This window comes from Streptomyces sp. DH12, assembly GCF_020873895.1.
GTDB lineage: Bacteria > Actinomycetota > Actinomycetes > Streptomycetales > Streptomycetaceae > Streptomyces.
Map to the genome: position 1 here is coordinate 184,276 of NZ_JAHWGT010000001.1, position 21,903 is coordinate 206,178.

A 21,903-nucleotide genomic window follows, 5' to 3' on the forward strand; every position below is an offset into this window, starting at 1 on the left:
CCGGACTGCCCCGTGGTGCGCTCTCGCTCAGCGCCTCCACCAGGCGTCGGAGGTGCTGCGCAGGGTGTTCGTCCCGCAGTGCACCTCGCCCATGCCGAGGTGGTAGGTGTACCAGTCGTCTATGTACGACACCCGCATGCCGACCGTCGTGTAGGCGGCGGTCACGGCGTCGGTGAAGACGTCCCTGCCGCCGATGACCGGGCCCCACTGGCGGGGCGCCAGGTAGCGGTCCCGGGCGAGCAGGATGCCGTTGACGGCGCCGGGCACGTACGCGCTGGTCATCACGGTGTCCGCGGTCCTGGCGCGGTCCGTGCGGCGCGTCAGCTCCTGCTGCTGTCCGTACTCGCTGACCGCCCGCGGCACCTGGTCGGCGCCGAGCCGTGTCAGGCGCGGCACCCGGTCCCCGGGCGCCGCGTCCACCTCGGTACCGCGCGTGTACAGGGCCGGTATCCGCACGACCTCGGCGTCCGTGACGCCCGTCTCGCGCTGCAGGATCGCGAGGTTCGCCTTGATCCGCTGCGCGGCCAGGGTGTTGTCGGCGACGAGCCACCGGGAGGCCAGGGCCTGGTCGATGGTCTCCCTGGGCCCGGGCGTGTCCTTCGTCCCGGGCACCGAGAACATCCGGACCTTGCCGTGCCCGGCCTTCTGCGCGTCACGCAGCAGCTTCAGCCCCGCCTCGGGGTCGGCGAGGCCGATCTTCCACCCGCGGGGGGTGGCGGCCGGCAGGAACTGCACGAACTCGTCGACGTGGCCGACGTGCAGCCACGACGTGTCCAGCAGCAGCGGGTCCTGCATGCCCTGGGAGGCCAGCAGCGTCCGCATGGCCTGCGCGGGCTTGGAGCCGTAGTCCTTGCGCTCCCCCATGATGATGCGCCCGGCGGGGAACGACCGGCCGCCGTGGGCGTACGGGGGGATGGTCTCGAGGTTGCCCATGGAGTTGAGGGTCCACTCCTCGGAGTCGCGGACCCCGGACACCTGCACCACGCCGACACCCCGGCCGCGCAGCTTCTCGAACAGCTCGCGGCCCGCCTCCCGGTCCGGCTGCGCCGAGCGCAGCATGACGCGGATGACCTGCCGCCGGCCGTCCGCGGCGGGCATGCTCACGTACCCGGGCTCGACGAAGTCCTGCGCCCAGACGTCCTGGTACTTGTCGAACGTGAGGAGGGGCGGTGCGATCCCGGCGGACTTCACCTCCTGGGCGAGGCCGGCGACGAACGCCTGCTGGCGGCGCGCGTAGTCCTCCTTGCCCGACACCTTCGTCACCATCAGCTGCTGAGCGGCCTGGAGGTGGTGGTGGGTGAGCAGCGGCGCGACGCGCAGGGTGATGTCGTCGGTGCCGCCCTGGCCGCCGGGCACCGTCACCGCGAGGCGGAGCACGGTGCGCCCTCCCCACGCCTTCGCGTCGCGGACGACGTCGGTGGCCTCCACGCCGAACTCCACGCCGGCGCGCAGCTCCGCGCCGGTCAGCCGGGTCTTGCCGGTGACGAGGGTCCAGCCGGAGCCCCGCTTGACGAAGACCCGGGTGTTCTTGGCGCCGGCTCGGACGGTCAGCGTGCCGCTCGCGCTCGCGGGGAGGTTCGCCATCGGTACGGAGCGGACCCGCGCGAGGTCGGTGGCGTCGGCGTTGCCGTTGACGACCGCGTCGGCCGCGTCGTTGCAGGCGGCGAGCGCGGCGTCGGACAGGGGCCGCCCGCCGGGGCCGGCCGTGGGGCAGCGCTTGGTGTCGTCGTCGATGTTGGGGAGGAACACGGCGCCGCGGTCGGCGGTCCAGCCGTCCTCGCCGGCCGTGTCGGTCGTCCCTGTGACGTCGACGCGGCCGTCCCGGTCGACGTCCGCCCGCAGGTCCACCCGGGGCGGTGCCGGCGCGGCGAACGCCGGTGTCGTGGGCGCCAGTACGGCACCTATTGCGGTGAGGGCGAGGGTCACTCGTCTCGCGTTGCTCGTAACCACCGTGCGTCCCATCGTGAAAAGTGGCGGTCTGACGACCGGCAAGAGTCGATGGAGACGCGTGGCGTTGCCTGTGTGGCGGATTTTGCCGACCGTTGGCCGATTGGCGAGGGGCCGGGGCCGCCGCGCGGGGCGGGCGGCATCGGTACGGGGTGCCCCCGGCGGCCGTGGCCGGGGGCACGCGCGGGTCAGGCGACCCGGAGCTCACACCTGCGGTAGACGCGGATGCGGCCGTGCACGGTCACCGGCGGCAGGTCCGCGAACGTCAGGCACCGGGCCCGCTGGCCCAGGCTCACCGCTCGTATGTCGATGACGGGCCGACCCACGTGGTCGGAGAAGGGGACGACGTCTCCCACGCGCAGCTCCCACGGGTGCACGTCCACCGCCATCGTGTTCACGGGCGGGCGGGGCAACCCCGCGCTCAAGGCGGGTGCCTCCCGGAAGGGCGATTCGTTTCTGCTTTGAACGATCCATGAGGGTCTCACCCCGCAGCTCTACCCACCGCACCCCGCGAACCCGCCCCGCGGACCGTGACGGGAGGTGTGCGCCCCGGGCGCGCGAGCCCCGACCGCGCGCCGTATCGGTCACAACACCTTCACAGACTTGCGGCCATGGTCCCGGGGACCCCGGCAACCCGGATGGCACCACCCATTTCCCAACGGGAGACACCGTGTTCGTCCTTGGCATCCTGCTGCCGCCCTTCCTCCTCCTCGCCGTCGTGCTGCTCGGCCGGTACGAGGACCGCATCCTGGCCCCGCCGACGAGCTCGGCCCCGCCCGCCCCGCCTCGCCACGCCCGCCGCGGCCACCTGCGCCTGGTCCACTCGCGGGAGCCGGGCGCGGCGCGGACGCGCGGTCACGGCCGCCACGCCGCCTGAGGGCGGCCGTCCGTCACGAGGCCCCCGCGGGCGAGCGCCCGTCCGACCGCGTGTACCCGCGGCGCGGGGCGTGCCGAGTGCCCCTTCCCCACGGCTGCGAGCAGGCCCCCCGTCTCGCGGCCGTGGGGAGGGGGCACCGTCATGACCGCCGAGCGCCATCGACCGCGTCCGGGAGCGGCCCGGCCCGGCCGGCCGTCCCGCCGGCAGGCGGTCACGGGACCGTACCCGACGAACCCTCACCGGGCGGGTCCCGTCGGCGAGCACCGCCGGGGGAGCGCGGACCGGCCCCGGCGGGCCCGGGCCGACCCCTCGCGGCGGTCGCCCCGCTTACGGGGGCGGGGGGGGGAGCCACGGTGGTGGGAGTGGTGGGAACGGGCGCGTTCGGAGGCGCTCATGGGGCCGGTGCCGGACCGGCGGGAGGCATTGTCCCATGTCCGGATGGTGGTGGAAGCGAAGCTTCGACAACCTGTGAGCGCGCCCTATGCTCGAAGGGACGGGGTCACGAACCCGGGCGGCCGCGCCCGGAGTCGTGTACGCGCCGGCAGGCCGCACGGTGCTCCACTGCGTACGGAAGGGGGCGGCCCTGAAGTCGGCGAACGAATCCGATGTCGCGTTGGACCGCGACGTTTTCATGCGTGGCCTCATCAGGGAGCTGGCCAGTTCCCTGGAGTCCGTGGTCGGACTGGAGGAGGCGTCGGGCTACATCAGCCTCGTCGGCCAGTCGGTCGGCTCGCAGATCAACGAAGCGTACACCAGGGCGCTCGCGGTACCGCGGCTCTCCCGCGAGCAGGTGGCCGACGTGCTGGTGGACCTCAAACTGCGCATCGAGGGCGACTTCTTCGTCATCTCGCAGGACGACGAGAAGATCGTCCTCGGCAGCCGCAGCTGCCCGTTCGCGGAGAAGGTGCTCGGCCGCGAGTCCATGTGCATGATGACGTCCAACGTCTTCGGCACCATCGCCGCGCAGAACCTCGGGTACGCGCGGGTCGACCTGGAGGAGACCATCGCCCGCGGCAGCTCCGGCTGCCGCGTCGTCGTGCACCTGCGCCCCGACCTCGACGTGTTGGACGAACCCGGTCGCGAGTACTTCGGCGACGTACGGACCACGGTGGCGCCCGGCGGCGCCGGGGCGACCTGGACCGGCGGTGCACTCGGCGCGCCCGGCGGCGCCGCCCCCTCCACGGCGGGCGGATGATGGACCTGTCCGTGTTCCAGGCCGTCACCCGGCCGCTGCCCCACGCCGTCATGGTGTGCACCGCCTCGGGGCGGGTCCTCGCGGCCAACGCCGCGACCCACCGCACGGTCGACGGCCTGCGCCCCGGCGCGCAACTGCTGGAGCTGGTGACCGACGCCGACGAGGTGGCCGCGCGGCTCGGGCAGTGGCTGCGGAGCGGATCCCCCCTGCCCGGCGTCATGACCGTGCGCGGCGGCAGCGGCCCGCCCGTACGCCTGCGGTGCCACGGCGCCCGAGCCACCTGGTGGCGCGGCGGGGAACCCGCGGTCCAGATCCACCTCGCGCGCCTCGACGTCAGCGACCGGTTCGTGGCCCTGAGCCAGCGCGTCACCCTCATGCACCAGCAACTGGCCTACCGGCACGCGATCGCGGAGGAGCGCGACCGGCTGCTGCGCACCGAGACCGCCGCCCGCGCCCGGATGCAGCGCCTGTACCGGCTCACCGCCGCTCTCGCCGCCAGCGGCGACCTCACCGACGTGTGCGAAGCCGTCCACCGGTGCGCGCCGGCGGCGCTCGACGCCCGGGAGGTGGGCCTGGAGCTGCACGTGCGGCGCATCGTGCCGGCCCTGGGGCCCACCGACACCCTCCCGACCGCGACCACGCGCTGGATCGACCTCGACGAGCGGTCCCACGCCCCGCCCGGCCCGCCCCTGCCCGCGACGGCCCGCCGCGTCCCCCTGGAGACGGAGGGCATCCACCTGGGGAGCCTCGCCGTCCACTACGAGCCCGACACCGAACCCGACGCCGACCACAGCACCGCGATCGCCCAGCAGATCGCCCAGGCCCTCCGCCGCGCGGGCCTCTTCGAGCACGAACACCGCCTCGCCGAACGGCTCCAGCGCAGCCTCCTGCCCCGCCTCCCGGACGTCCCCGACCTCGACATCGCCAGCGGCTACGCCCCCGGCACGCACATGGTCGACGTCGGCGGCGACTGGTACGACGTCCACCTCGTCGACGACGACACCGTCGGCTTCACCATCGGCGACGTCGCCGGCCACGGCATCGCCGAGGCCACCGCGATGGCGCAGATCAACACCGTGCTGCGCAGCATCGCCCGCCGACACGGCGAGCACCCACCGACGATCATGGCGGAGCTCAACGACTTCCTCGGCACGTACCACGAGGGCCGCATGGCGACCGCCTGCTACGCCGCCTACCACCGCCCCACCCGGACCCTGCGCTACACCAAGGCGGGGCACCCGCCGCCCCTGCTGATCGGCGCGGACGGCACCACCCGGTACCTGGAGGGGGCGCTGGCCCCGCCGCTCGGCCCCGTGCCGTTCACGGAGTACCCGCAGGCCGAGGTCACCATCCCGGCCGACGCCACGCTGCTGTTCTACACCGACGGCCTCATCGAACGGCGCGGCGAGAGCCTCGACGTGGGGCTCGAACGCCTCGCCCGGGCCGCCCGCGCGACCGCCGGCCTCGACGCCCGGGGCGCCTGCGACCGGCTCCTGCACCAGCAGCCCGACTCCGACATGCCCGACGACCGGGCGCTGCTGACCGTCCGCTTCCCGCCCGGTCCGGCCGGAGGGGGGTGAGGGGCGGGGGTCGCGCGACCCCCGCCCCTCACCCCCCTCCGGCCGTGCGGTCAGGAACCGAGCAGCGGCGGCGCGCACGCCGGGTCGAGGCGCAGGCGGGCGAGGTCCCGTCCGACGAGCGTCCAGGCGCGCCAGCCGACCGGTTCGAACGCGAGCTGCGGGTCGGTGTGCCACTCGTCGCCGAGGCCCGTCGCGAGCGTCCTGGGCTCCGCGAGGCCAGGGCCCAGCAGATGGACGTTTCCGCCGGCGAAGTAGGTCGAAGCGACCACCTGGCCCTGGTGCACCTCGATCTCGCCGTAGCCGGACAGGGCGCCGTGGCGCAGGACCTCACGGGTCCTCAGGTCCATAACGAACCAGCCGGCGTCGCGCTTGAGCACCCCGTAGAGCAGGCCGTCGTGGACCTTGACGTCCTGCAGTGTCCGGTTGCCCGGCAGGGGCTCGACCTCCCAGAGCACCTTCTCGGTGGCCAGGTCGAAGGCGGCGACGGCGGCCGTGCTCCGGGTGGCGGCGGCCGTACCGCCGCCGAGGACGTCACCGCCGACGTACACGACGCCGCCGGGGCCGGCGCTCAGGGTCGTCAGCCCCTGGTCGCGGATGACGTCGACGAACACCTTCATCGTGCGCGCCACCGGGTCGACGACGGTCAGCGCGCCCTTCAGGTTCGCCCCGGGCGGCACGGACGCGACCAGCAGCTTGCCGGTGACGGGGTCGTACTCCATGTCCCAGGGGCGCTGCTGGCCGTGCCCCAAGGCGCCGAGGGACCGTACCCGGTCCTCGTCGCGCGGGTCGATTTCCAGGATCTCGCCGCTCGGGTACAGGGCCGCGTAGACGCGCTCGCCGACGCGGGCCATGGCCTTCGGCTCGCCCGGCACCCAGATGCTCCGCGAGGTGCGGGCGGCGGGATCATGCACGGTGATCTTGAAGTGGCCGCCCACCCACACGGTGCCGTCGGGGTGGCGAAGGATGGAGTGCGGGCGCTCGGCGCCCACCGAGAGTCCGGCCTTGATCAGGTCGGTGTGCGCGGACGCGCCGGTCGCCAGGTCCATGGTCCACACGCCACCGCTGCCGGCGAAGCCGGTCAGCGTGGTGCCGCCGACGGCGAGGTGCCGGGTCTCGTCCTGCGGCTTGCCCGTGCCCACCAGCGTCGGTGCCGTGTCCCCGGTGCGGTAGGAGAAGACGTGGCCGGCCGGGCGGGTGGAGATGTACGCGGTGTAGTCCGCGGCGACGCCGATCGAGTCCGCCGAGTTGCGGCCGAGGGACACCGTCCGGACGTCGCTGCCGTCGGTCTTCATGTCGTACAGGGTGGAGCCGCTGCCGGCGCGCAGCCGGGTGCGGCCGAGGGAGACCGTGGAGAACCCCGTCTCACCCTGCGCCAGCACGCGCACCGCTCCCGTGGTCCGGTTGACGGCGAGCAGCCGCTTCGTGTCGAGCAGGCCGGCGTAGACGGTGGTCGCGTCGGCGGCCACGGCACGGACGTGGTGCTCCCCGGTGGCGAGCGACCAGCTCCTGGTGGCCCCGCCGGCGGGGTCGTACTCCCACACCCGCCCGTCGGGGTTGGTGCCGGCGTAGATCTTCCCGTCCGGCGCCGCGGCGAGGCTCCAGATGGTGCCCCTGGCCGCGCCGAGCGTCTTCAGGTACCGCACCGTGCCCGTGGCCGGGTCGAAGCGGTAGAGGAGCGGCGCCGGGTAGGTGCCGATGTAGATCTGGCCGCCCGAGACGACGGTGGCCCACGCGCCCTCGGGCGCGACGCTGCCCGGCCAACCGCCGAGGGGCACCTGGCGCACGACCTTCCGGGTCGTGAGGTCGTACTCGGCGACGACGGGCGGGGTCTGGCCGCGCGTCACCACGTAGCCGCGGCCCTCGTGCACGACGGCGCCGACTATCGCCCCGGAGACCGAGGCCGGGCCGAAGCGTTCCACCCCCGTCCCGCCGCAGTCGGCGGCGGACGCCGCGTGCGCGGGCGCCGTCGGGGACAGGACCGCGAGCAGTGCCGCGAGGAGCGGTACGAGCCAGCGAGGTTTCACAGGTCCTCCAGGAGAAGTCGTCACCAGGGGGCGGTGGTGCCGGGGCGGACGTACGGCCGGGGCCCGGGACCGGCGGCGCTGTCGCGCCGTCCCCCCGCCCTATTGTGACGATCTTGGTGCGGACCCTCCCCGACCGCCCCCGGCCGCCCCGGACGGTGCCGTCAGCGGTGCCGTTCGGGGTGTCGGAGGCGCCGGGACGGGACGGCTATAGAGTCGACCCATGGCCTTAGACAACCCGTCGGTGACCGCGCCGGGAACTTCCGTCACGTTCATCAACGTCTTCGAGATAACAGCCGAGCACCTGGACGCCTTCGTGGCCCGCTGGGAGGAGCGGGCGGCCCTCATGAGTGCCAAGCCGGGATTCCTCGACTCCCGCCTGCACCGGGCCCGTTCGTCGGAGAACCGCTTCCAACTGGTCAACGTGGCGCACTGGGAGAGCCAGGAGGCGTGGGAGGCGGCCACCGCCGACACGCTCTTCAGGGAACGCACCGAGGCCGCGCGCGACGACGCGACCACCCCCATCGCGTCGAGCGCCGGCCTCTACGACGTCGCCGTGGAGTTCCGCGCCGTCACGTCGCGGCCCGACGGCCTGACCGACCCCACCTGACCGACTCGGCCTGCCCCGACCGGCCGGCCGACCGAACGATCGACGGGCCGGGCCGGGCCGGGCCGCTGTCGCTCCGCCGCGGACGCGGGCGGCCGCCGCCATGGGGGAGCGGTGGCGTACGGCAAGGGGGGCGGCGGCCGGGCGGCGGGACCGGGGGGCCCGCGCCCGGGCCGGGGGAGCCCGCGGGCGCGTGAGGGGGCGTCGCAGGGGTAGCGCGATGAGCGTATTGTCCTGGTATGGGTGACGGGTGTGCCGCCCGGTCCGGGAGCCTCCCCGCCGGGCTCGTTACGGGTCGCCGGGGCGCCGACGCGCACCGGCGGACCGTGCGGCCCGCCGGGCGTCGGCGTGTGCGGCCGCCCGGCGGTGCGGCAGGGGGCCGTGGTGTGTCCGCGGGGTGAGGAGCCCGTCGCCGCCGGGCTGCTGGACGGGGCGCTCGCCGACACCGTACGCCGTACCGGGGCCTCCGCCGGGGGCGTCTACCTCCTGGACGAGCCGGCTCGGACGCTGGAGCTGGCGGTGATGTGCGGGGTGCCCGTGGAAGTGGCGCTGCCGTGGGGCCGGATGGCCGTGGCCGCCCCGTTCCCCGTCGCCGACGCCGTCCGGGAGGACCGCCTGGTCTGGGTGGCGTCCCAGGACGACATGGTCCGTGCCTACCCGCGCGCCGCCGCCGGGCTGCCGTACCGGTTCGCCCTGGCGGCGGCCCCGCTGCCCGGCCGGGCCCGCTGCTGGGGCGCTCTGCTCCTGCTGTGGCCCGCGAGCCACCCGGAGGTCGCCACCCGCCGCGAGCGGGGGCACATCACCGCCGCCGCCCGGCGCATCGCCCGCACGCTGGACGAGGCCCCCGCCCCACCCGCCGCGTCGGCGCGGCCCCGCCTCATCCCGGTCGCCGGCGACCCCGCGGGCGTCCCGTCCCACCACGCCGCCGCCGACTACCTGGAACGCCTCCCCGAAGGGGCCGTGGCACTGGACCTGGAAGGCCGGATCACCTTCCTCGACTCGACCGCCGCGGCGCTCCTCGGCCGCGACGCCGACCGGCTGCGCGGGACCCGGCCCTGGCAGTCGCTGCCCTGGCTCGACGCCACCTCCGCTGAGGACCACTACCGCACCGCCGTGATCAGCCGCGACCCCGTGGCCTTCACCACGCTGCGCCCCCCGGACACGCACCTGCGCTTCGAGCTCCACCCGGACGCCAGCGGCATCAGCGTCCGCGTCACCCGCGCCGCCCCGCCCGAGGGGACCGGGCCCCCCTGCCCCGGCCCGGCCGCGTCCCCCGCTCCCGCCGCCCCACCCGCGCCGACCGCTCCCGCATCGGCGCCGACCGCCCCCGGGCCCACCGGCACCCCCGCCACCGCCGCCCCCGGCGCCGTCCAGGTGGGGCGGCTCTACCAGCTGCTGCACCTGGCGGCCGCCCTGACCGAGACCGTCGCCGTCCGCGACGTCGTCGACCTGGTCGCCCAGCAGATCCTGCCCGCCTTCGACGCCGACGGCCTGGTGCTGTCCGCCGCCGACGCGGGCCGGCTGCGGATCACCGGCCACCACGGCTACGACCCCGGGGTGATCGAGCGCCTCGACGGGCTGCCGCTCGACACGGACCTCACCCCCGCCGGACAGGTCCTCGCCACCGGGGTGCCCTCCTTCTTCACCGACCCCGCGGAGATGGCGCACGGCTACCCGAGGGCCCCGCAGATCAGCGGCAAGCAGGCGTGGGCCTTCCTCCCGCTGGTCATCTCCGGGCGCCCCGTGGGCTGCTGCATCCTCTCCTACGACCACCCGCGCTCCTTCACCGCCGACGAGCGGGCCGTGCTCACCTCGCTGGCCGGACTGATCGCCCAGGCCCTGGACCGCGCCCGCCTCTACGACGCCGTGCACGACCTCGCGCACGGCCTCCAGCAGGCGCTGCTCCCGCGGAGCCTGCCCACGGTCGCGGGGCTGCGGATCGCCGCCCGCTACCTCCCGGCGAGCCACGGCATGAACGTCGGTGGCGACTTCTACGACGTCATCCGCCTCGACTCCACCACGGTCGCGGCCGTCATCGGCGACGTCCAGGGCCACAACGTCGCCGCCGCGGCGCTCATGGGGCAGGTCCGCACGGCCATCCACGCCACCGCCGGTGCCGCGCCCGACGAGGTCCTCGCGCGCACGAACCGGGTCCTCGCCGACCTGGAGACCGATCTGCTGGTGTCGTGCCTGTACGCGCACATCGACCTCGCCCGGGGGCGGGCCGCCCTCGCCGGCGCGGGGCACCCGCCGCCGCTGCTGTACCAGCCGGGGCGGCCACCCGGACCGGTGCCCCTCGACCCGGCCCCGCTGCTCGGCGTCGACGCCGAGCTGACCTGCGCCGTCACCGACCTGGTGCTCACCCCGGGCACGACGCTGGCCTTCCACACCGACGGTCTGACCGAGGTGCCGGGAGCCGACCCCGACCGCGTCACCGCCGACCTCGCCCGGTACCTGGCCGCACACGCCTCGCAGGACCCCGACCTGCTCATCGACGGCCTGATCCGCCACGCGTGGACGTCGGGCCGGTACACCGACGACATCGCCATGCTCCTGCTCCGCACGGAACCGCCGGCGCCCTGACGTCCCGCCGGGACCGCGCCGGGACCTCGGCGGACCTCGGCGGGACCGCGCCGGGAGGGGCCCGGACGGAAGGCGGCCCCGCCACCGGGACAGGAAGGGGTGGCGGGGCCGGGTGCCCGGCGCCGGTCGGGGGGGGCGTCGACGCCGACTCGGGTCCCCGTCCGGGTACCCCGGCCCTCCCGGGTCATGCCCGCCCGCTTCCGGCGCGTTCACCGCGCCCGCACAGGCGTCCCGGCCGAGCGGGTCACCCCGTCCGGAGCCCGCCGCGCCGCAGCTCGTAGTGGACGTTCCCCCCGGCGGAGCCGACGGGCCGGAAACCGGCCCGCCCGACGACGGTGTGCGAGGCGGCGTTGCCGTGTTCGACGGTGGCGCGCAGCACCCGCGCCTCCGGGTGGCGGAACGCCCACGCGGCCAGCGCGCGCAGCGCCTCCGTGGCGTGGTCGCGGCCGCGCGCCGACTCCACGACGTCGTACCCGATCTCCACCGCGCCCTCCGCGTCCGGCGCGGCATGGAAGCCGATGCCTCCCACCGCGCGCCCGTCGGAGGCCCGGACCATGACGTACACGCCCCAACCCGGCCGGTACGCGCCCGCCCCATACGCCTCCTCGACCAGGCCCCCGGCGAACCGGGTCCCCTCCTCTGGGCCGCCCTCCGCCCAGGCGAAGCCGCCCTCTCCACCCCTGTGCAGATCGGCCGCGAAACCCGGTGACAGCTCGCACAGGACGAGCCCCGCCGAGCGGACCGGGTCGGCGTACCACCGCCAGGCGCCCAGCCTCGGCAGGCCGTCGAGCCCGCCCCGGCCGGTGGCCCACAGCAGCGTCCGCCACGGGTCGCTGTCCCGCGGCGCCTGCGGGAAGAGGCGTTCCAGGGCGTCGGCGCACACCTGCCCGGGTGGCCGCCAGTGCGGGAGGCCCAGGGCCGCGACGACGTCCCGCGTGTGCAGCAGCGCCTCGACGACGCCCATCGCGGCGAAGCCGTCGCCGCCCGCGCATCCGTACGGGTGCCAGGCGCGCAGCTCCCGCGGCGCCCGGGACACGGCCGCGGCCAGCAGCCCACCGGTCGCCTCCACCAGACGCACCAGGCCGTCCGGGCCGGTACCCGGCTCGGGCACGACCTCGAACGGCACGTACCCGTCGGTCACCCGGCCCGCCACCTGGGCGGCGTACCCCGCGAAGTCCTGCGCGAGGTGCACCACCGTGTCGTGGCAGCTCCACTCCAGCCCCACCGCCGGCACCGACCAGTCCCGGTCGGCCACCTCGCACAGCGCGGCGGCGGCCAGAGAGACCGCCGCGTCGACGTCCACCGCACCCATCGTCCCCATGCCGGCCAGCCTAGGCCGCACCCCGCCGGTCGGGCCGACTCCTTTTCCCCCGGCCCCGATCGGCCCACGGCAGAAGGGTTCCCCCTCGTCCCACGGCAGGGGAGCACCGGCCGCGCGCCGTCCCGCCGCGGAGCGCCGCGCCGCCCCGCGGTTCGTCCCGGGCGGCCCTCGGCGGGCCCTCGCCGCCGCCCGGGTCACACGTGCCGCGGCGGAGCGGCGGCGTCCGTCTCCTCCTGTCCCGTCGGCCGGAGGCACTCGATGAGGTAGTCACCGGTCTCCGGGTCGCGGGTCACCCCGTGGGTCTCGCTGCGGAAGCCGGGGAAGCGCCGGTCGAACGTCTCCAGCGCGGTCAGGTACCGCAGCAGCGGCCCGTCGGGCGAGCCGACGCTCTCGCCGGGCATGAGGACGGGGATGCCGGGAGGGGTGACGGTGACCATGGCGGCGGCCACCTGCCCCGCCGCGTCGGCCAGCCGTACCCGGTGCGTGCCGCCGCGGATCAGCCGCTGGTAGCACCGCTGGGGTGGGGCGACCGGCTCGGGCAGCTCCCGGAAGGCGTTGTCCAGCAGGTCGACGAGGCGGGCGGAGCGCAGGTGCTCGTGCATGTCCCGGCAGAGCCCGCGCAGCGTCTGGCCGGCGTAGCGCCGCGGGTGTTCGGCGACGAGCGCGGGCAGGACGCGGTCGACCTCCGCGTCCGCGTCGAAGAGGGACTTGAAGTCGGTCAGCGCGTCGAGGAGGGTGCCCCACTTGCCCTTGGTGATGCCCATGGAGAACAGCACGAGCGTGGTGTAGCTGTCGGTCTTCTCCACCACGATGTTGCGGGTGGCGAGGTACGCGGTGAGCACCCGCGCCGGGATGCCCCACTCGGCGGTCCTCCCGGTGGCGTCGATGCCCGGGCAGGTCAGGGTCACCTTGATCGGGTCGAGCATGCAGTACCCGTCGGCCAGCCCCGGGAAGCCGTGCCAGTCGGCGCCGGGCTCCAGGTGCCAGCAGGACGGCTCGGTGCGCAGCAGGTCGGTGGGGGCCTCGTCGAACGGCAGCCGCTCACCGGAGCCCGGGTCGGTGACGGTCGGGGGCTGCCACACGCCGAAGAACCACGGCGGCCGGTCGCCGGCGCTCTCGATGCGGCGGCCGATGCGCACCATCTCCTGGCGGAACCTGACGGCCTCCGTCACCGCCTCGTCGATCAGCCAGCGGCCCTGCGGCCCGTCCATCATCGCGGTCGCCACGTCCAGCGAGGCGATCATCGGGTACAGCGGCGAGGTGGTGCCGTGCATCATCAGCGCCTCGTTGAACCGGTCGTGTTCGACGGGCGCCCTCGGGGCGGGCCTGACGTGGACCATCGCGCTCTGCGAGAGCGCCGCCAGCAGCTTGTGCGTGGACTGGGTGGAGAAGACCGTCGGCCGGTCGGGGCCGGGGAAGGCGTCCTCGTCCACGGACATCCCGTACCGGCCCGCGTACAGCGGGTGGAAGCGGGCGTACGCGAACCACGCCTCGTCGAAGTGGAGCCGGGGCGTGCTCGCGGCGAACGCCCGGGCGGTGGTCGGGGCGTCGTAGCACAGGCCGTCGTAGGTGGAGTTGGTGAACACCGCGTACTGGGCCCGCGCCGAAACGGCCTCCGCGGTCAGCGGGTTGGCGGCGATCCGGGCCGCGACGGACTCCGCGTCCAACTCCGCGGGAGGCAGGGGTCCGGCCAGACCGTAGCCGTTGCGGGTGGGGACGAGGTAGACCGGGCGCGCGCCGGAGACGACCAGTCCGTGCAGCACCGACTTGTGGCAGTTGCGGTCCACCAGTGCGATCTCGTCGCGGGTGGCGCTGAAGTGGCCGACCACGCGGTTGCAGGTGGAGTCGCCGTGCAGCACGAAGTAGGTGAGGTCGGCGCCGAAGACCCGGGCGGCGTTGCGCTCGGCCGCGCCGATCGGCCCGGTGTGCTCGAACAGCGAACCGAGCGCCTCGACGGAGATCGACAGGTCACTGCGCAGCAGCCGCTCCCCGAAGTAGTCGTGGAAGGCGCGGCCGACGGGCGACTTCAGCAGGGCGACCCCGCCGGAGTGCGCCGGCGTGTGCCACGAGTACTCGTGCGCGTCGTCGAAGTGGCGCAGCGCCCGGAAGAAGGGCGGCAGGATCGTCTCCCGGTACGTCCGGGCGGCGGTGGCGATCCGGCCTCCGATGAACCCGGGGGTGTCCTCCAGCGGCCACACGTATCCGACGACCGACTCCGACACCCACAGCGGAAGGTCGCGCACGCCGTCGCCGTTCATGACGAGGAAGACCGGCAGGTCGCGGTAGCGCCGGCCGAGGGAGCGCAGTACCGCGGCACCGCCCGGTTCGCCGTCGGCGCCGAGCCGGCCGGGCAGCTCCCACGCGACGAGCGCCGCCGTGAGCCCGGCCTCCGTGCGCAGCACCGCCTCGGCGTCGGTGACGTCGACCGCCCACCGGACGTCGAACCCCCGTTCCTCGATCGCCTCGCGGATGCGGACCAACTGCTTGGCCCCGGCGCCCTCGTCCTTCGGATGCTCCCGTACCGCCACCAGAACTCGACTGTCCGCCATGCGGCTCCCTTCGCGGCGGCCCGTGCCGCCTCGGGCCCAGTCTGGGCAGGCGGCCGCCGCGCACGGGCCGCGACGGGGCGGGAGTCACCCGCAGGGCGCAACGACCGGGCGGCAGGGCGCGACCGGCCCCGGCGGGCGTCCCACCGGGACCGTGTCCCGCTCCGACCGGGGGAGAGGCCGGCCGGGCCTCCATGACGCCACGGGGAGGACGGGGCCGGGCCGGGCAGGGCCCGTTTCGACCCGGCGCCGCCCACCCCGGGCGGCCTCGTCGGGGCTCAGCGCCAGCCGAAGCGGCGGTCGACCACCGCGGCGAACTCCTCCAGCGTCAGCACAGCGTCGCCGTTCTGGTCGGCGCTGTCGAAGAGCGCGGAGGAGGCGTCGGCGTTGCCCAGGCCCCAGAACGGCAGGTCTCCGGAGGCGGCGAGGGACGGGCCCTTCACCCGCAGCGCGGTGATCACCTCTTCGCGGGTCAGGGTCCCGTCCTGGTCGAGGTCCAACGCCTCGAACAGTTTCCTCGCCTTGTCACTGATCACGTCGTCCCCGTCCGTCGTGTCCCCGAGCGGGCGGCGGCCCCGCCCACGGACGAGAACGCCGCCGGACCGCCACCGGTTCCCACCGTCCGACGACCGGCCGGTACCGGCCGCGCGACGACCGGTCCGCGCGGGTCGCGGGCCGGTCGGCAGGCCCGCGTCGGCGAGGCCCACGGCCAGGGGAGAGGACGGGCCGCGCGCCGGCCTCGCGGGGCCGCCCGGAGACGTCCCCGGGTGACGCGACGCGACGTGGCGTGGCGAGGTGACGCGTCCATGGTGCTCGGGCTCAGCGGGGCGCCGGTTGGCGAGCGGCGCCGGGCGTGGTGCGGTGGCTCTCGTCCTGCACGAGGAGGGAGAGGAGTGACGCCACGGTGAGCCCGGCCTCCGCCGGGTGGCGGAGCACCTTGCTCGGATCGATCCGGTAGGTGTTGCTGCGCCCCTCGCGCGTGTGCGAGAGGTACCCGTCCCGTTCGAGATCGGCGATGATCTTCTGGACCGCGCGCTCGGTGAGGCGGCAGTGCGCGGCGATGTCGCGGATCCGGGTGGTGTGGTCGTCGGCGATGGCCGCGAGGACCCGGGCGTGGTTGGTGAGGAAAGTCCATCCTGTGTGCGGCTCTGGTACTCCGTCCATGCGCCTACCTTAACGAGAAGACCTTCACGCATTCAAAAGCACGTATAAGATTTCGTGTATCTGTTGACGTCTGTGGGCAGAAGGGGAAGCCTGGAGACGGACGCGAGGGAGAGACGTGGCATGCCCGAGGATGCTTACCGTGCGCCCGCCGGGGAGGGCAGACCGGCGGTGAGCGCCGGCCCGGCGGCGGGTGGACCCCGCCTGGCCACGGCCGACGTCCGCGCGGAGGGGGAGCGCGTCAGGGTCGCCGTGACCGGGGAACTCGACCTGAGCGCTGACGGGCGGATCGGCGACGACCTGTGCGCGACGCTGCGGGACTCCGCCCAGGGCATCGACCTCGACCTGGGCGCCGTACGGTTCGTGGACTGCTCCGGCCTCAACGCCCTGCTCGGCCTGCGCCGGCAGGCCCTCGAACAGGGCAAGACGGTCGTCATCCGCTCCAGCAGTCCGGTCGTCGACCGCCTGCTCCAGCTGACGGGCGCGGACGGCCTCTTCGACTGACCCGCCCGCCCGAACCGCCCCCACCCTGCGCCGTGAAACGCCCCCGCTCCGCCCGGTGAGACGCCGACCCGCCCCGGCCGGCACCGGCGCGGCCGGTCCGGAGGGCGGGTCGGGGTGACGTGACGCGTTCGGGCCTCAGGCCGCGAGCTCGGCGCCTTCCGCCGCGAGGGCGGGCTGCCCGGACCCGAGCGCCTGCGAGGCCAGCATGGCGTCCGCGGCGGCCAGGGCGTCCTCGACGCACGTGGTGCCGGTGGCGACGCACAGGGTGTAGACCACGTCGTCCAAGCGGTGCTGGAGTCCCTTCTCACCGCGGCTCTGAGCGATGCGCAGGTCCGCGTAGCGGGCGAGCAGGGTACGCAGGTACTGAGGAGCAGGTGTGAGCACGGGCAGCCCTTCATCGATGGCCAGTGTCGCCCGCCTACCCCGAGTTCACACGACCATGCCGGATTCCCCGCCGGAACCTCACGGAAGGGCGTACCGGCTCCCCTCCGGGCCGGCGGCCGGGCAGGGCGGACCTCACGCCGCCGGGACCCGGGCGCTCGTACGGGCGAGGGACTCGAAGCGGTGGAAGGCCACCTCCTGGCGCCACTGAACCGCCGCCTTGGGGCTCGCGGCGAGCAGGGCCCGGCACGCGTCCGCCGGCTGCGCCCCGCCCGGCCGCGAGGCGCCGCAGGCGGGGACGCGGTGGTAGCCGTCACGAGTGGGATTGCCGCGCCAGAGGCTCCGGCCGGGGAGGAAGGCGTACTCCAGGGAGGCGCGCGCCAGGTCCTTCAGCTCCGGGTACGACAGGCCGTACGTCTCGGCGGCGTACTGGTACTCGCGGCTGATGTCGGTGCGGCTGACGCCCGGGTCGTCGGTGGCGAGGACGACGGGCACGCCGAAGCGCCGGTACGTCGCGAAGGGGTGGTCCGCCCCGCGCACGCCGAGAATCTGGGCGTTGCTGGTGAAGGGGATCTCGACGGCGACCTCCCGCGCGGCCATCGTCCGGGCGGTGTCCCGCCAGTCGTCCTCGTGGCGGAGGTCGACGCCGTGGCCGACGCGTTCGGCGCGGGCCACGGTGACGGCCTGCCGGATGTGTGAGCGCAGGTGCCGGGGGTCGACCAGGCCCGGCCACAGCTCGCCGGCGTGCAGGGTGAGGTGCGCGCCCGGGTAGGCGCCGCGCAGGTGGGCGAGCATCCGCAGATGGAGGTCGTGGTCGCGCAGGGCGACGTCCCCGTCCTCGGGTTGGACGAGGTTGACCGCGACGAAACGCGGATCGCTCTCCGCCAGGCGCATCCCCAGGGCCATCTGGGTGAAGACCAGAGCGGGCGGGCCGCCCCTCAGGACGTGTGCGATCCAGCGGACCGGCAGACGGCAGCCCGGTGCGGGCCGGCGTGTCGCGCAGCGGGCCTCCGCGCGGAACTCGGCGTCGGCCTCGTCGGCTTCCGCGCGCGCCGCGGCGACCAGCGCGTCCAGCCCGCCGCCCGCCAGGAGCCGGCGGTGCGTCCGCGCGGGGTCGCCGTCCCAGCCGGTGCGGGCGGCGAGTTCCTCCGCGCCCTCGGGAACGGGGGTGACCATCGTCTCCAGCGCGAACTGGTTCTGCGCGACGACCTCGTCCGCGACCTGGGCGAGCTGCTTGCCGCGGTGGCGCCGGACGACCTCGGCGAACTTCCCGAACGTGGCGAAGAAGTGCCCGTGGCCGTCGCCGCCCGGCGGGAAGTCCTGCATCGACCAGGCCCGTACGACCGCGTCACGGAAGGCGCTGTCGTGGCGCGCGTCGGACGCGGGCCGGGTGCCGGGGCCGCAGGGCGGGGGGAGGGCCGTCATCGTGGTGTCGACGCACAGCCCGTCCTCGGCCGCCAGGCGCAGCAGGTACTCGGTACGGACCGCCCCGGCGAGGTGGTGGTGCAGGTCGGCGCCCTTGGGGAGGCGGCGGAAGAAGTCGCGCAGGAGCGACGGCTCGTCGCGGACGGCGACCAGGTACCGGAGCGTCCCCGCCTCCCCGGGCGTCAACGGCCGTACGTGCGCCGGGCGCTGGAGCGGGGGCGGCGCGGCGGCGCCGACGCCCGGCGGCGACAGGGGGAGCAGGGCGACGGCGCCGAGCGTGGCGGCGAGCAGGGTGCGGGCCCGGATCCGCACGCGCGCCCGCAGGCGTGCCGGGGTCCGTGCCCAGGGCCGCGCCGCCGGGTCCGGGGAGTGGGGCTGCGTGTCGGTCACCCCGGCAGGATCGCCACGCACGGGCGGGCGGCGGCGCCCCCACGGCGGCGGACGGGGACGGTCCACCCTCCCGGGTGACCCGCCCGCCGCCGGGGGCGGGGCCGCCGGGAGGCGCTAACCGGTCGGGGTGAAGCAGGCCGTGATGGTCTTGCCGTCCTTCTGCGGGTGCGTGTGCCAGTGGTCGGACAGGGCGTCGACGAGGGCGAGGCCGCGGCCGCCCGGGGAAGTGGTGTCCGGGGTGCGCGGAGCGGGCAGTCGGTCCCCCGCGTCGTGGACGCTGACGTGCAGGCAGCGGTTGTCCCAGGTGAGCACCACCTGCGCCGAGCTGTGCGCGTGGACGTGGGCGTTGGTGATGAGTTCCGACACGGCGAGCAACACGTCGTCGACCGTCTCCGGCGCCCGCTCCGTCCACCCCAGCGACGCGAGGTGCTCGCGCGCCCACTGCCTCCCCGCGCGCACGCCTCCGGAGATGGGGAACGAACGGGCCCAGCCCACAGCCTTCATCGAAGAGTCGGTCATCGCTTCTCCTTCACCGTCGTGATGTCGCCCACATCGACGCGTCTACCCGCCCACCTCCGATGCACCGGTCCCGGCGCGACCGTCCGCACGCGGGCGCGAACTCCGCCCGACGAGTCGCGGCCGTCGGACCGCCCGGAGCCGACCGGGAGCACGACCCGCGCCCGGCGCGCCAGGGTGGACCGCTGGTGAGGGGCGGCAACGTCGACGTCGACGGCGGTGCCGGAGCGCCGACGACGAGCCGGACGCCTGGCCGGGCCGTGGTGTGGAGCCCCGCCCCGGGCGGGACGGTGTGGCGGCGGGGCCTCGGCAGCCGGCCGCCCCCCGGCCCGGGCGACCGCCCGGCGGCCCGTCAGGCGCCCATGACCTCCGGCCGGTCGGCGAGTTCCCGGAAGAGCTCGCGCGGATCCGCCACCAGCCTGCGCGCGCCCAGGTCCATCAGCCCGCCGACGCCGGTCACCTCGGCGGCCACGGTGCCGTCGGCCTTCCGGACCGTCTGCTCGACGCGGAAGGTCCTGCCCTCACCCCACACGAAGGCACAGGAAACCCGCACTTCGTCCCCCGCGCGCAGCTCGCGCAGGTAGCGCACGGTCACTTCGAGAGCCATCGGACCGAGGCCCCTGCCCAGCAGGTCGGCCTGCCGGATGCCCGCCTCCTGGAGCAGCGACCAGCGGGCGTGTTCCGCGTACTGCAGGTAGACGGACTGGTTCAGGTGCCCCTGGGTGTCGGTCTCGTAGCCGCGCACGACGACGGGCACCGAAAACGGCTCTGTCACGGCGTTCCTCTCCTACGGTCTCGTCCCCGACGACGTTCAGGCCCGCCCCTGCGTCGGCCCGCCCCTGCGCCGGCCGGTCCGTGCGCCGGCCCGCCCGCGCGACGTGTCGTCGGCGTGACGGGCCGGCGTACGGAGGGGCCGTCGCCCGGCTCCCTGCCCCGTCCGGGACCCGCCACACCCCTCCGGTGCGCCCGGGGCCGGGACGCCGGTGTCAGGAGTCCTTCAGCGGGTCGTGTCCCCAGTTCATGAGCGAGTGGCGCCACCTGGTGTCCGTGACGTCACCCGAGGGGCGCTGGGCGAGGTGCCGCCTGATGTAGCCGACGACCTTGCGCATGTGGGCGACATCGTCGTCGTCCAGCGCGGAAGGGGAGGTGCGCAGCAGCCGCACGATGCGGCGGCCGGAGGCGTGGCCGGTGCTCTCCCCGCCGTCCTCGTGCTGCCCCGCGGCCTTGGACTCGTCCCGCTCCAGCCAGTCCTCCAACTGTTCGGGGGAGAGGTTGACGAGCCTCCCGAACTCGGCGATCTTCTCGTCGCGGTCGTCCCGGTCGCTCATCCGCGTGTCCCCTTCGTCGTGGCGGGCGCGCCGCCGGGCGGCCCCGTCGCCCCCGGGCGGCGGGTCCCCGCGATCGTTCCTCCGCCCGGGGGCGGGTACGGCCTGCGGCGGTCGCGTTCATCCCTCCGGGTGGCGCCCGCCTGGGCCACCCGGACGCCCGGGACTGCGGACCGGCCCGTCCGCCGGCGTCCGTCATGCCCGGCGCGGTCGGGGGTATACGGGCGTCTCCGGAGAGAGCGAAGCCCGTGGTTCCCACGCGGGAGCGGCGGCGAGCGAAAGGCGAGACACCACCATGTCGCAGGTCGAGGAATCCGTCACCGTCAACGTCCCGGTCCGTACCGCGTACAACCAGTGGACCCAGTTCGAGACGTTCCCCCAGTTCATGGAGGGCGTGGAGCGCGTCGAGCAGCGCTCCGACACGCTCACCCACTGGACGACCAACGTCAACGGCGTGGAGAGGACCTTCGACGCCAAGATCACCGAGCAGATCCCGGACGAGCGCGTCGCGTGGACGACGGTGGACGGGGAGGCCCGGCAGGCCGGGGTCGTCACCTTCCACCGCATCGACGACACCACCACCAAGGTCATGCTCCAGATGGACTTCGACCCCAGCGGCGTGGCGGAGACGGTCGGCGACAAGCTCGGCTTCGTGAAGCGGCAGGTCACCGGCGACCTGGAGCGCTTCCGGTCCTTCATCGAGGGGCGGGGCTCCGAGACGGGTGCCTGGCGCGGCGGGGTGTGACCCGGGCGCGGCGTAGGACGCCAAGGGCGCGGCGGCGAACCCGGACCGGCTCCCGGTCCGGGGCCTGCTCCGTGCCGCGGCCGGGGCCTGCTCCGTGCCGGGGCAGGGTGGCGAGCCGGGCGCCGCGTCCACGGCCGGGAGCCCCCGGGGCCCGGTCGGGAGCCGGCCCGTCCGACAGCCGTCTCCCTCCCGCAATGGCCGGAAACGTCCCTTACCGGCACAAGACCGGACTGTCACCATCGTCATGGGTCGAGCCGGTGCCGTACGGCGGCACCACGCCGCCCGCCGCCGGGGACCGCGCGCACGGTGCGCCGTGCGCGACCGGCCGGGCGGAGCCGACGTGTCCGTCCTGCCGGAGGAGAACAGAACATGCACAAGCACCTCGCCCTGGGCACGCTCTCCGCGGCCGTGCTGGTCGCCGGACTGGTGATCGCGCCGACCGCGCAGGCCCAGCCGACCGGGGCCGAGTCCTGCTACGGAAGCGCGAAGTCCTACTCCAAGCCCTCGGGCAACCGCTGGTACCCGAACAACGGCTCCAGCACCCTGACCACCACCGCCAACTGCAGCGACATCAACATCAAGCCGAAGACCACCACCAAGATCGCGGTCTGCTTCCGTCCGTCCTCCGGGGGGAGCCAGTGCCAGCCGTCCTTCAAGACGGCGAAGGCCGGCGTGTGGACGGTCGTCGCGACCGATGTCAAGGACGGCACCCGCTTCATCTTCGACTTCGGCTCCACGGCGGCCAACTCCGGCGTGTGGGCGGGCTGACCGGGCGTTCC

General features: G+C 75.0%; 20 protein-coding genes. 8 read left to right on the plus strand and 12 right to left on the minus strand.

All coding sequences use genetic code 11. From position 1 onward, the window contains the following. Positions 1-27: 27 nt before the first annotated feature. Positions 28-1,950, minus strand: coding sequence for a protein-arginine deiminase domain-containing protein (locus tag LPA54_RS00845; protein ID WP_228973087.1), 1,923 nt, complete (start codon positions 1,948-1,950; stop codon positions 28-30). A 185-nt stretch (positions 1,951-2,135) separates the two neighbouring features. Next, on the minus strand, positions 2,136-2,345 hold the full coding sequence (locus LPA54_RS00850) for a hypothetical protein (protein ID WP_228973088.1): 210 nt from the start codon (positions 2,343-2,345) through the stop codon (positions 2,136-2,138). Positions 2,346-2,617: 272 nt separating this feature from the next. Between LPA54_RS00850 and LPA54_RS00855 the strand changes: the two genes are divergently transcribed. The 3 genes from LPA54_RS00855 (at position 2,618) to LPA54_RS00865 (ending at position 5,599) form a co-directional block, all read left to right on the plus strand. Continuing rightward, positions 2,618-2,824: a hypothetical protein gene (locus LPA54_RS00855; protein ID WP_228973089.1), complete on the plus strand. Its 207-nt coding sequence runs from the start codon at positions 2,618-2,620 to the stop codon at positions 2,822-2,824. 613 nt (positions 2,825-3,437) lie between these two features. Further along, positions 3,438-4,019 (plus strand): methanogen output domain 1-containing protein, encoded by a 582-nt coding sequence (locus LPA54_RS00860; protein WP_228973090.1) that lies wholly within the window; start codon positions 3,438-3,440, stop codon positions 4,017-4,019. Then, positions 4,016-5,599 carry a GAF domain-containing SpoIIE family protein phosphatase gene (locus LPA54_RS00865; protein WP_228973091.1) on the plus strand — a complete coding sequence of 528 codons (1,584 nt, stop codon included), beginning with the start codon at positions 4,016-4,018 and terminating at the stop codon, positions 5,597-5,599. The genes LPA54_RS00860 and LPA54_RS00865 overlap by 4 nt, the downstream gene beginning before the upstream one ends. A gap of 50 nt (positions 5,600-5,649) precedes the next feature. On the opposite strand, the gene LPA54_RS00870 is transcribed toward LPA54_RS00865, so the two are convergent. After that, positions 5,650-7,623 carry a PQQ-binding-like beta-propeller repeat protein gene (locus tag LPA54_RS00870; RefSeq protein ID WP_228973092.1) on the minus strand — a complete coding sequence of 658 codons (1,974 nt, stop codon included), beginning with the start codon at positions 7,621-7,623 and terminating at the stop codon, positions 5,650-5,652. Between the two features lie 220 nt (positions 7,624-7,843). Here LPA54_RS00870 and LPA54_RS00875 point away from each other — a divergent pair, with 220 nt between their 5' ends. Both LPA54_RS00875 and LPA54_RS00880 read left to right on the plus strand, forming a co-directional pair. Next, positions 7,844-8,230, plus strand: coding sequence for an antibiotic biosynthesis monooxygenase family protein (locus LPA54_RS00875; RefSeq protein ID WP_228973093.1), 387 nt, complete (start codon positions 7,844-7,846; stop codon positions 8,228-8,230). Positions 8,231-8,749: 519 nt separating this feature from the next. Beyond that, the gene (locus LPA54_RS00880; RefSeq protein ID WP_228973256.1) at positions 8,750-10,810 is read left to right on the plus strand and encodes a SpoIIE family protein phosphatase; all 2,061 of its coding nucleotides are present in this window, start codon (positions 8,750-8,752) and stop codon (positions 10,808-10,810) included. Positions 10,811-11,054: 244 nt separating this feature from the next. On the opposite strand, the gene LPA54_RS00885 is transcribed toward LPA54_RS00880, so the two are convergent. The 4 genes from LPA54_RS00885 to LPA54_RS00900 all read right to left on the minus strand — a co-directional run bounded on the left by LPA54_RS00885 (position 11,055) and on the right by LPA54_RS00900 (position 15,841). Then, on the minus strand, positions 11,055-12,131 hold the full coding sequence (locus tag LPA54_RS00885) for a GNAT family N-acetyltransferase (RefSeq protein WP_228973094.1): 1,077 nt from the start codon (positions 12,129-12,131) through the stop codon (positions 11,055-11,057). 194 nt (positions 12,132-12,325) lie between these two features. Further along, positions 12,326-14,680: an Orn/Lys/Arg decarboxylase N-terminal domain-containing protein gene (locus tag LPA54_RS00890; protein ID WP_228973095.1), complete on the minus strand. Its 2,355-nt coding sequence runs from the start codon at positions 14,678-14,680 to the stop codon at positions 12,326-12,328. Between the two features lie 275 nt (positions 14,681-14,955). After that, positions 14,956-15,210, minus strand: a complete 255-nt coding sequence (locus LPA54_RS00895) for an EF-hand domain-containing protein (protein ID WP_228973257.1) — start codon at positions 15,208-15,210, stop codon at positions 14,956-14,958. A 286-nt stretch (positions 15,211-15,496) separates the two neighbouring features. After that, complete coding sequence (locus tag LPA54_RS00900; RefSeq protein WP_228973096.1) at positions 15,497-15,841, minus strand: helix-turn-helix domain-containing protein; 345 nt, start codon at positions 15,839-15,841, stop codon at positions 15,497-15,499. A 120-nt stretch (positions 15,842-15,961) separates the two neighbouring features. Here LPA54_RS00900 and LPA54_RS00905 point away from each other — a divergent pair, with 120 nt between their 5' ends. Beyond that, positions 15,962-16,342 carry an STAS domain-containing protein gene (locus tag LPA54_RS00905; protein WP_228973097.1) on the plus strand — a complete coding sequence of 127 codons (381 nt, stop codon included), beginning with the start codon at positions 15,962-15,964 and terminating at the stop codon, positions 16,340-16,342. A gap of 135 nt (positions 16,343-16,477) precedes the next feature. On the opposite strand, the gene LPA54_RS00910 is transcribed toward LPA54_RS00905, so the two are convergent. From LPA54_RS00910 to LPA54_RS00930, 5 genes are all read right to left on the minus strand, one after another. After that, the gene (locus LPA54_RS00910) at positions 16,478-16,726 is read right to left on the minus strand and encodes a DUF5133 domain-containing protein (protein ID WP_228973098.1); all 249 of its coding nucleotides are present in this window, start codon (positions 16,724-16,726) and stop codon (positions 16,478-16,480) included. A gap of 132 nt (positions 16,727-16,858) precedes the next feature. Continuing rightward, positions 16,859-18,472 carry an adenosine deaminase gene (locus tag LPA54_RS00915; RefSeq protein ID WP_228973258.1) on the minus strand — a complete coding sequence of 538 codons (1,614 nt, stop codon included), beginning with the start codon at positions 18,470-18,472 and terminating at the stop codon, positions 16,859-16,861. A 180-nt stretch (positions 18,473-18,652) separates the two neighbouring features. Continuing rightward, entirely contained in the window at positions 18,653-19,057 is a 405-nt protein-coding gene (locus LPA54_RS00920) for an ATP-binding protein (RefSeq protein ID WP_228973099.1), read from the minus strand. A 349-nt stretch (positions 19,058-19,406) separates the two neighbouring features. Beyond that, positions 19,407-19,829 carry a thioesterase family protein gene (locus LPA54_RS00925; RefSeq protein ID WP_228973100.1) on the minus strand — a complete coding sequence of 141 codons (423 nt, stop codon included), beginning with the start codon at positions 19,827-19,829 and terminating at the stop codon, positions 19,407-19,409. Between the two features lie 211 nt (positions 19,830-20,040). After that, the gene (locus LPA54_RS00930) at positions 20,041-20,382 is read right to left on the minus strand and encodes a DUF3140 domain-containing protein (RefSeq protein WP_228973101.1); all 342 of its coding nucleotides are present in this window, start codon (positions 20,380-20,382) and stop codon (positions 20,041-20,043) included. A gap of 292 nt (positions 20,383-20,674) precedes the next feature. Between LPA54_RS00930 and LPA54_RS00935 the strand changes: the two genes are divergently transcribed. Then, positions 20,675-21,124 carry an SRPBCC family protein gene (locus tag LPA54_RS00935; RefSeq protein ID WP_228973102.1) on the plus strand — a complete coding sequence of 150 codons (450 nt, stop codon included), beginning with the start codon at positions 20,675-20,677 and terminating at the stop codon, positions 21,122-21,124. A gap of 369 nt (positions 21,125-21,493) precedes the next feature. Beyond that, positions 21,494-21,892, plus strand: a complete 399-nt coding sequence (locus LPA54_RS00940; RefSeq protein ID WP_228973103.1) for a hypothetical protein — start codon at positions 21,494-21,496, stop codon at positions 21,890-21,892. The last annotated feature ends 11 nt before the right edge of the window (positions 21,893-21,903 follow it).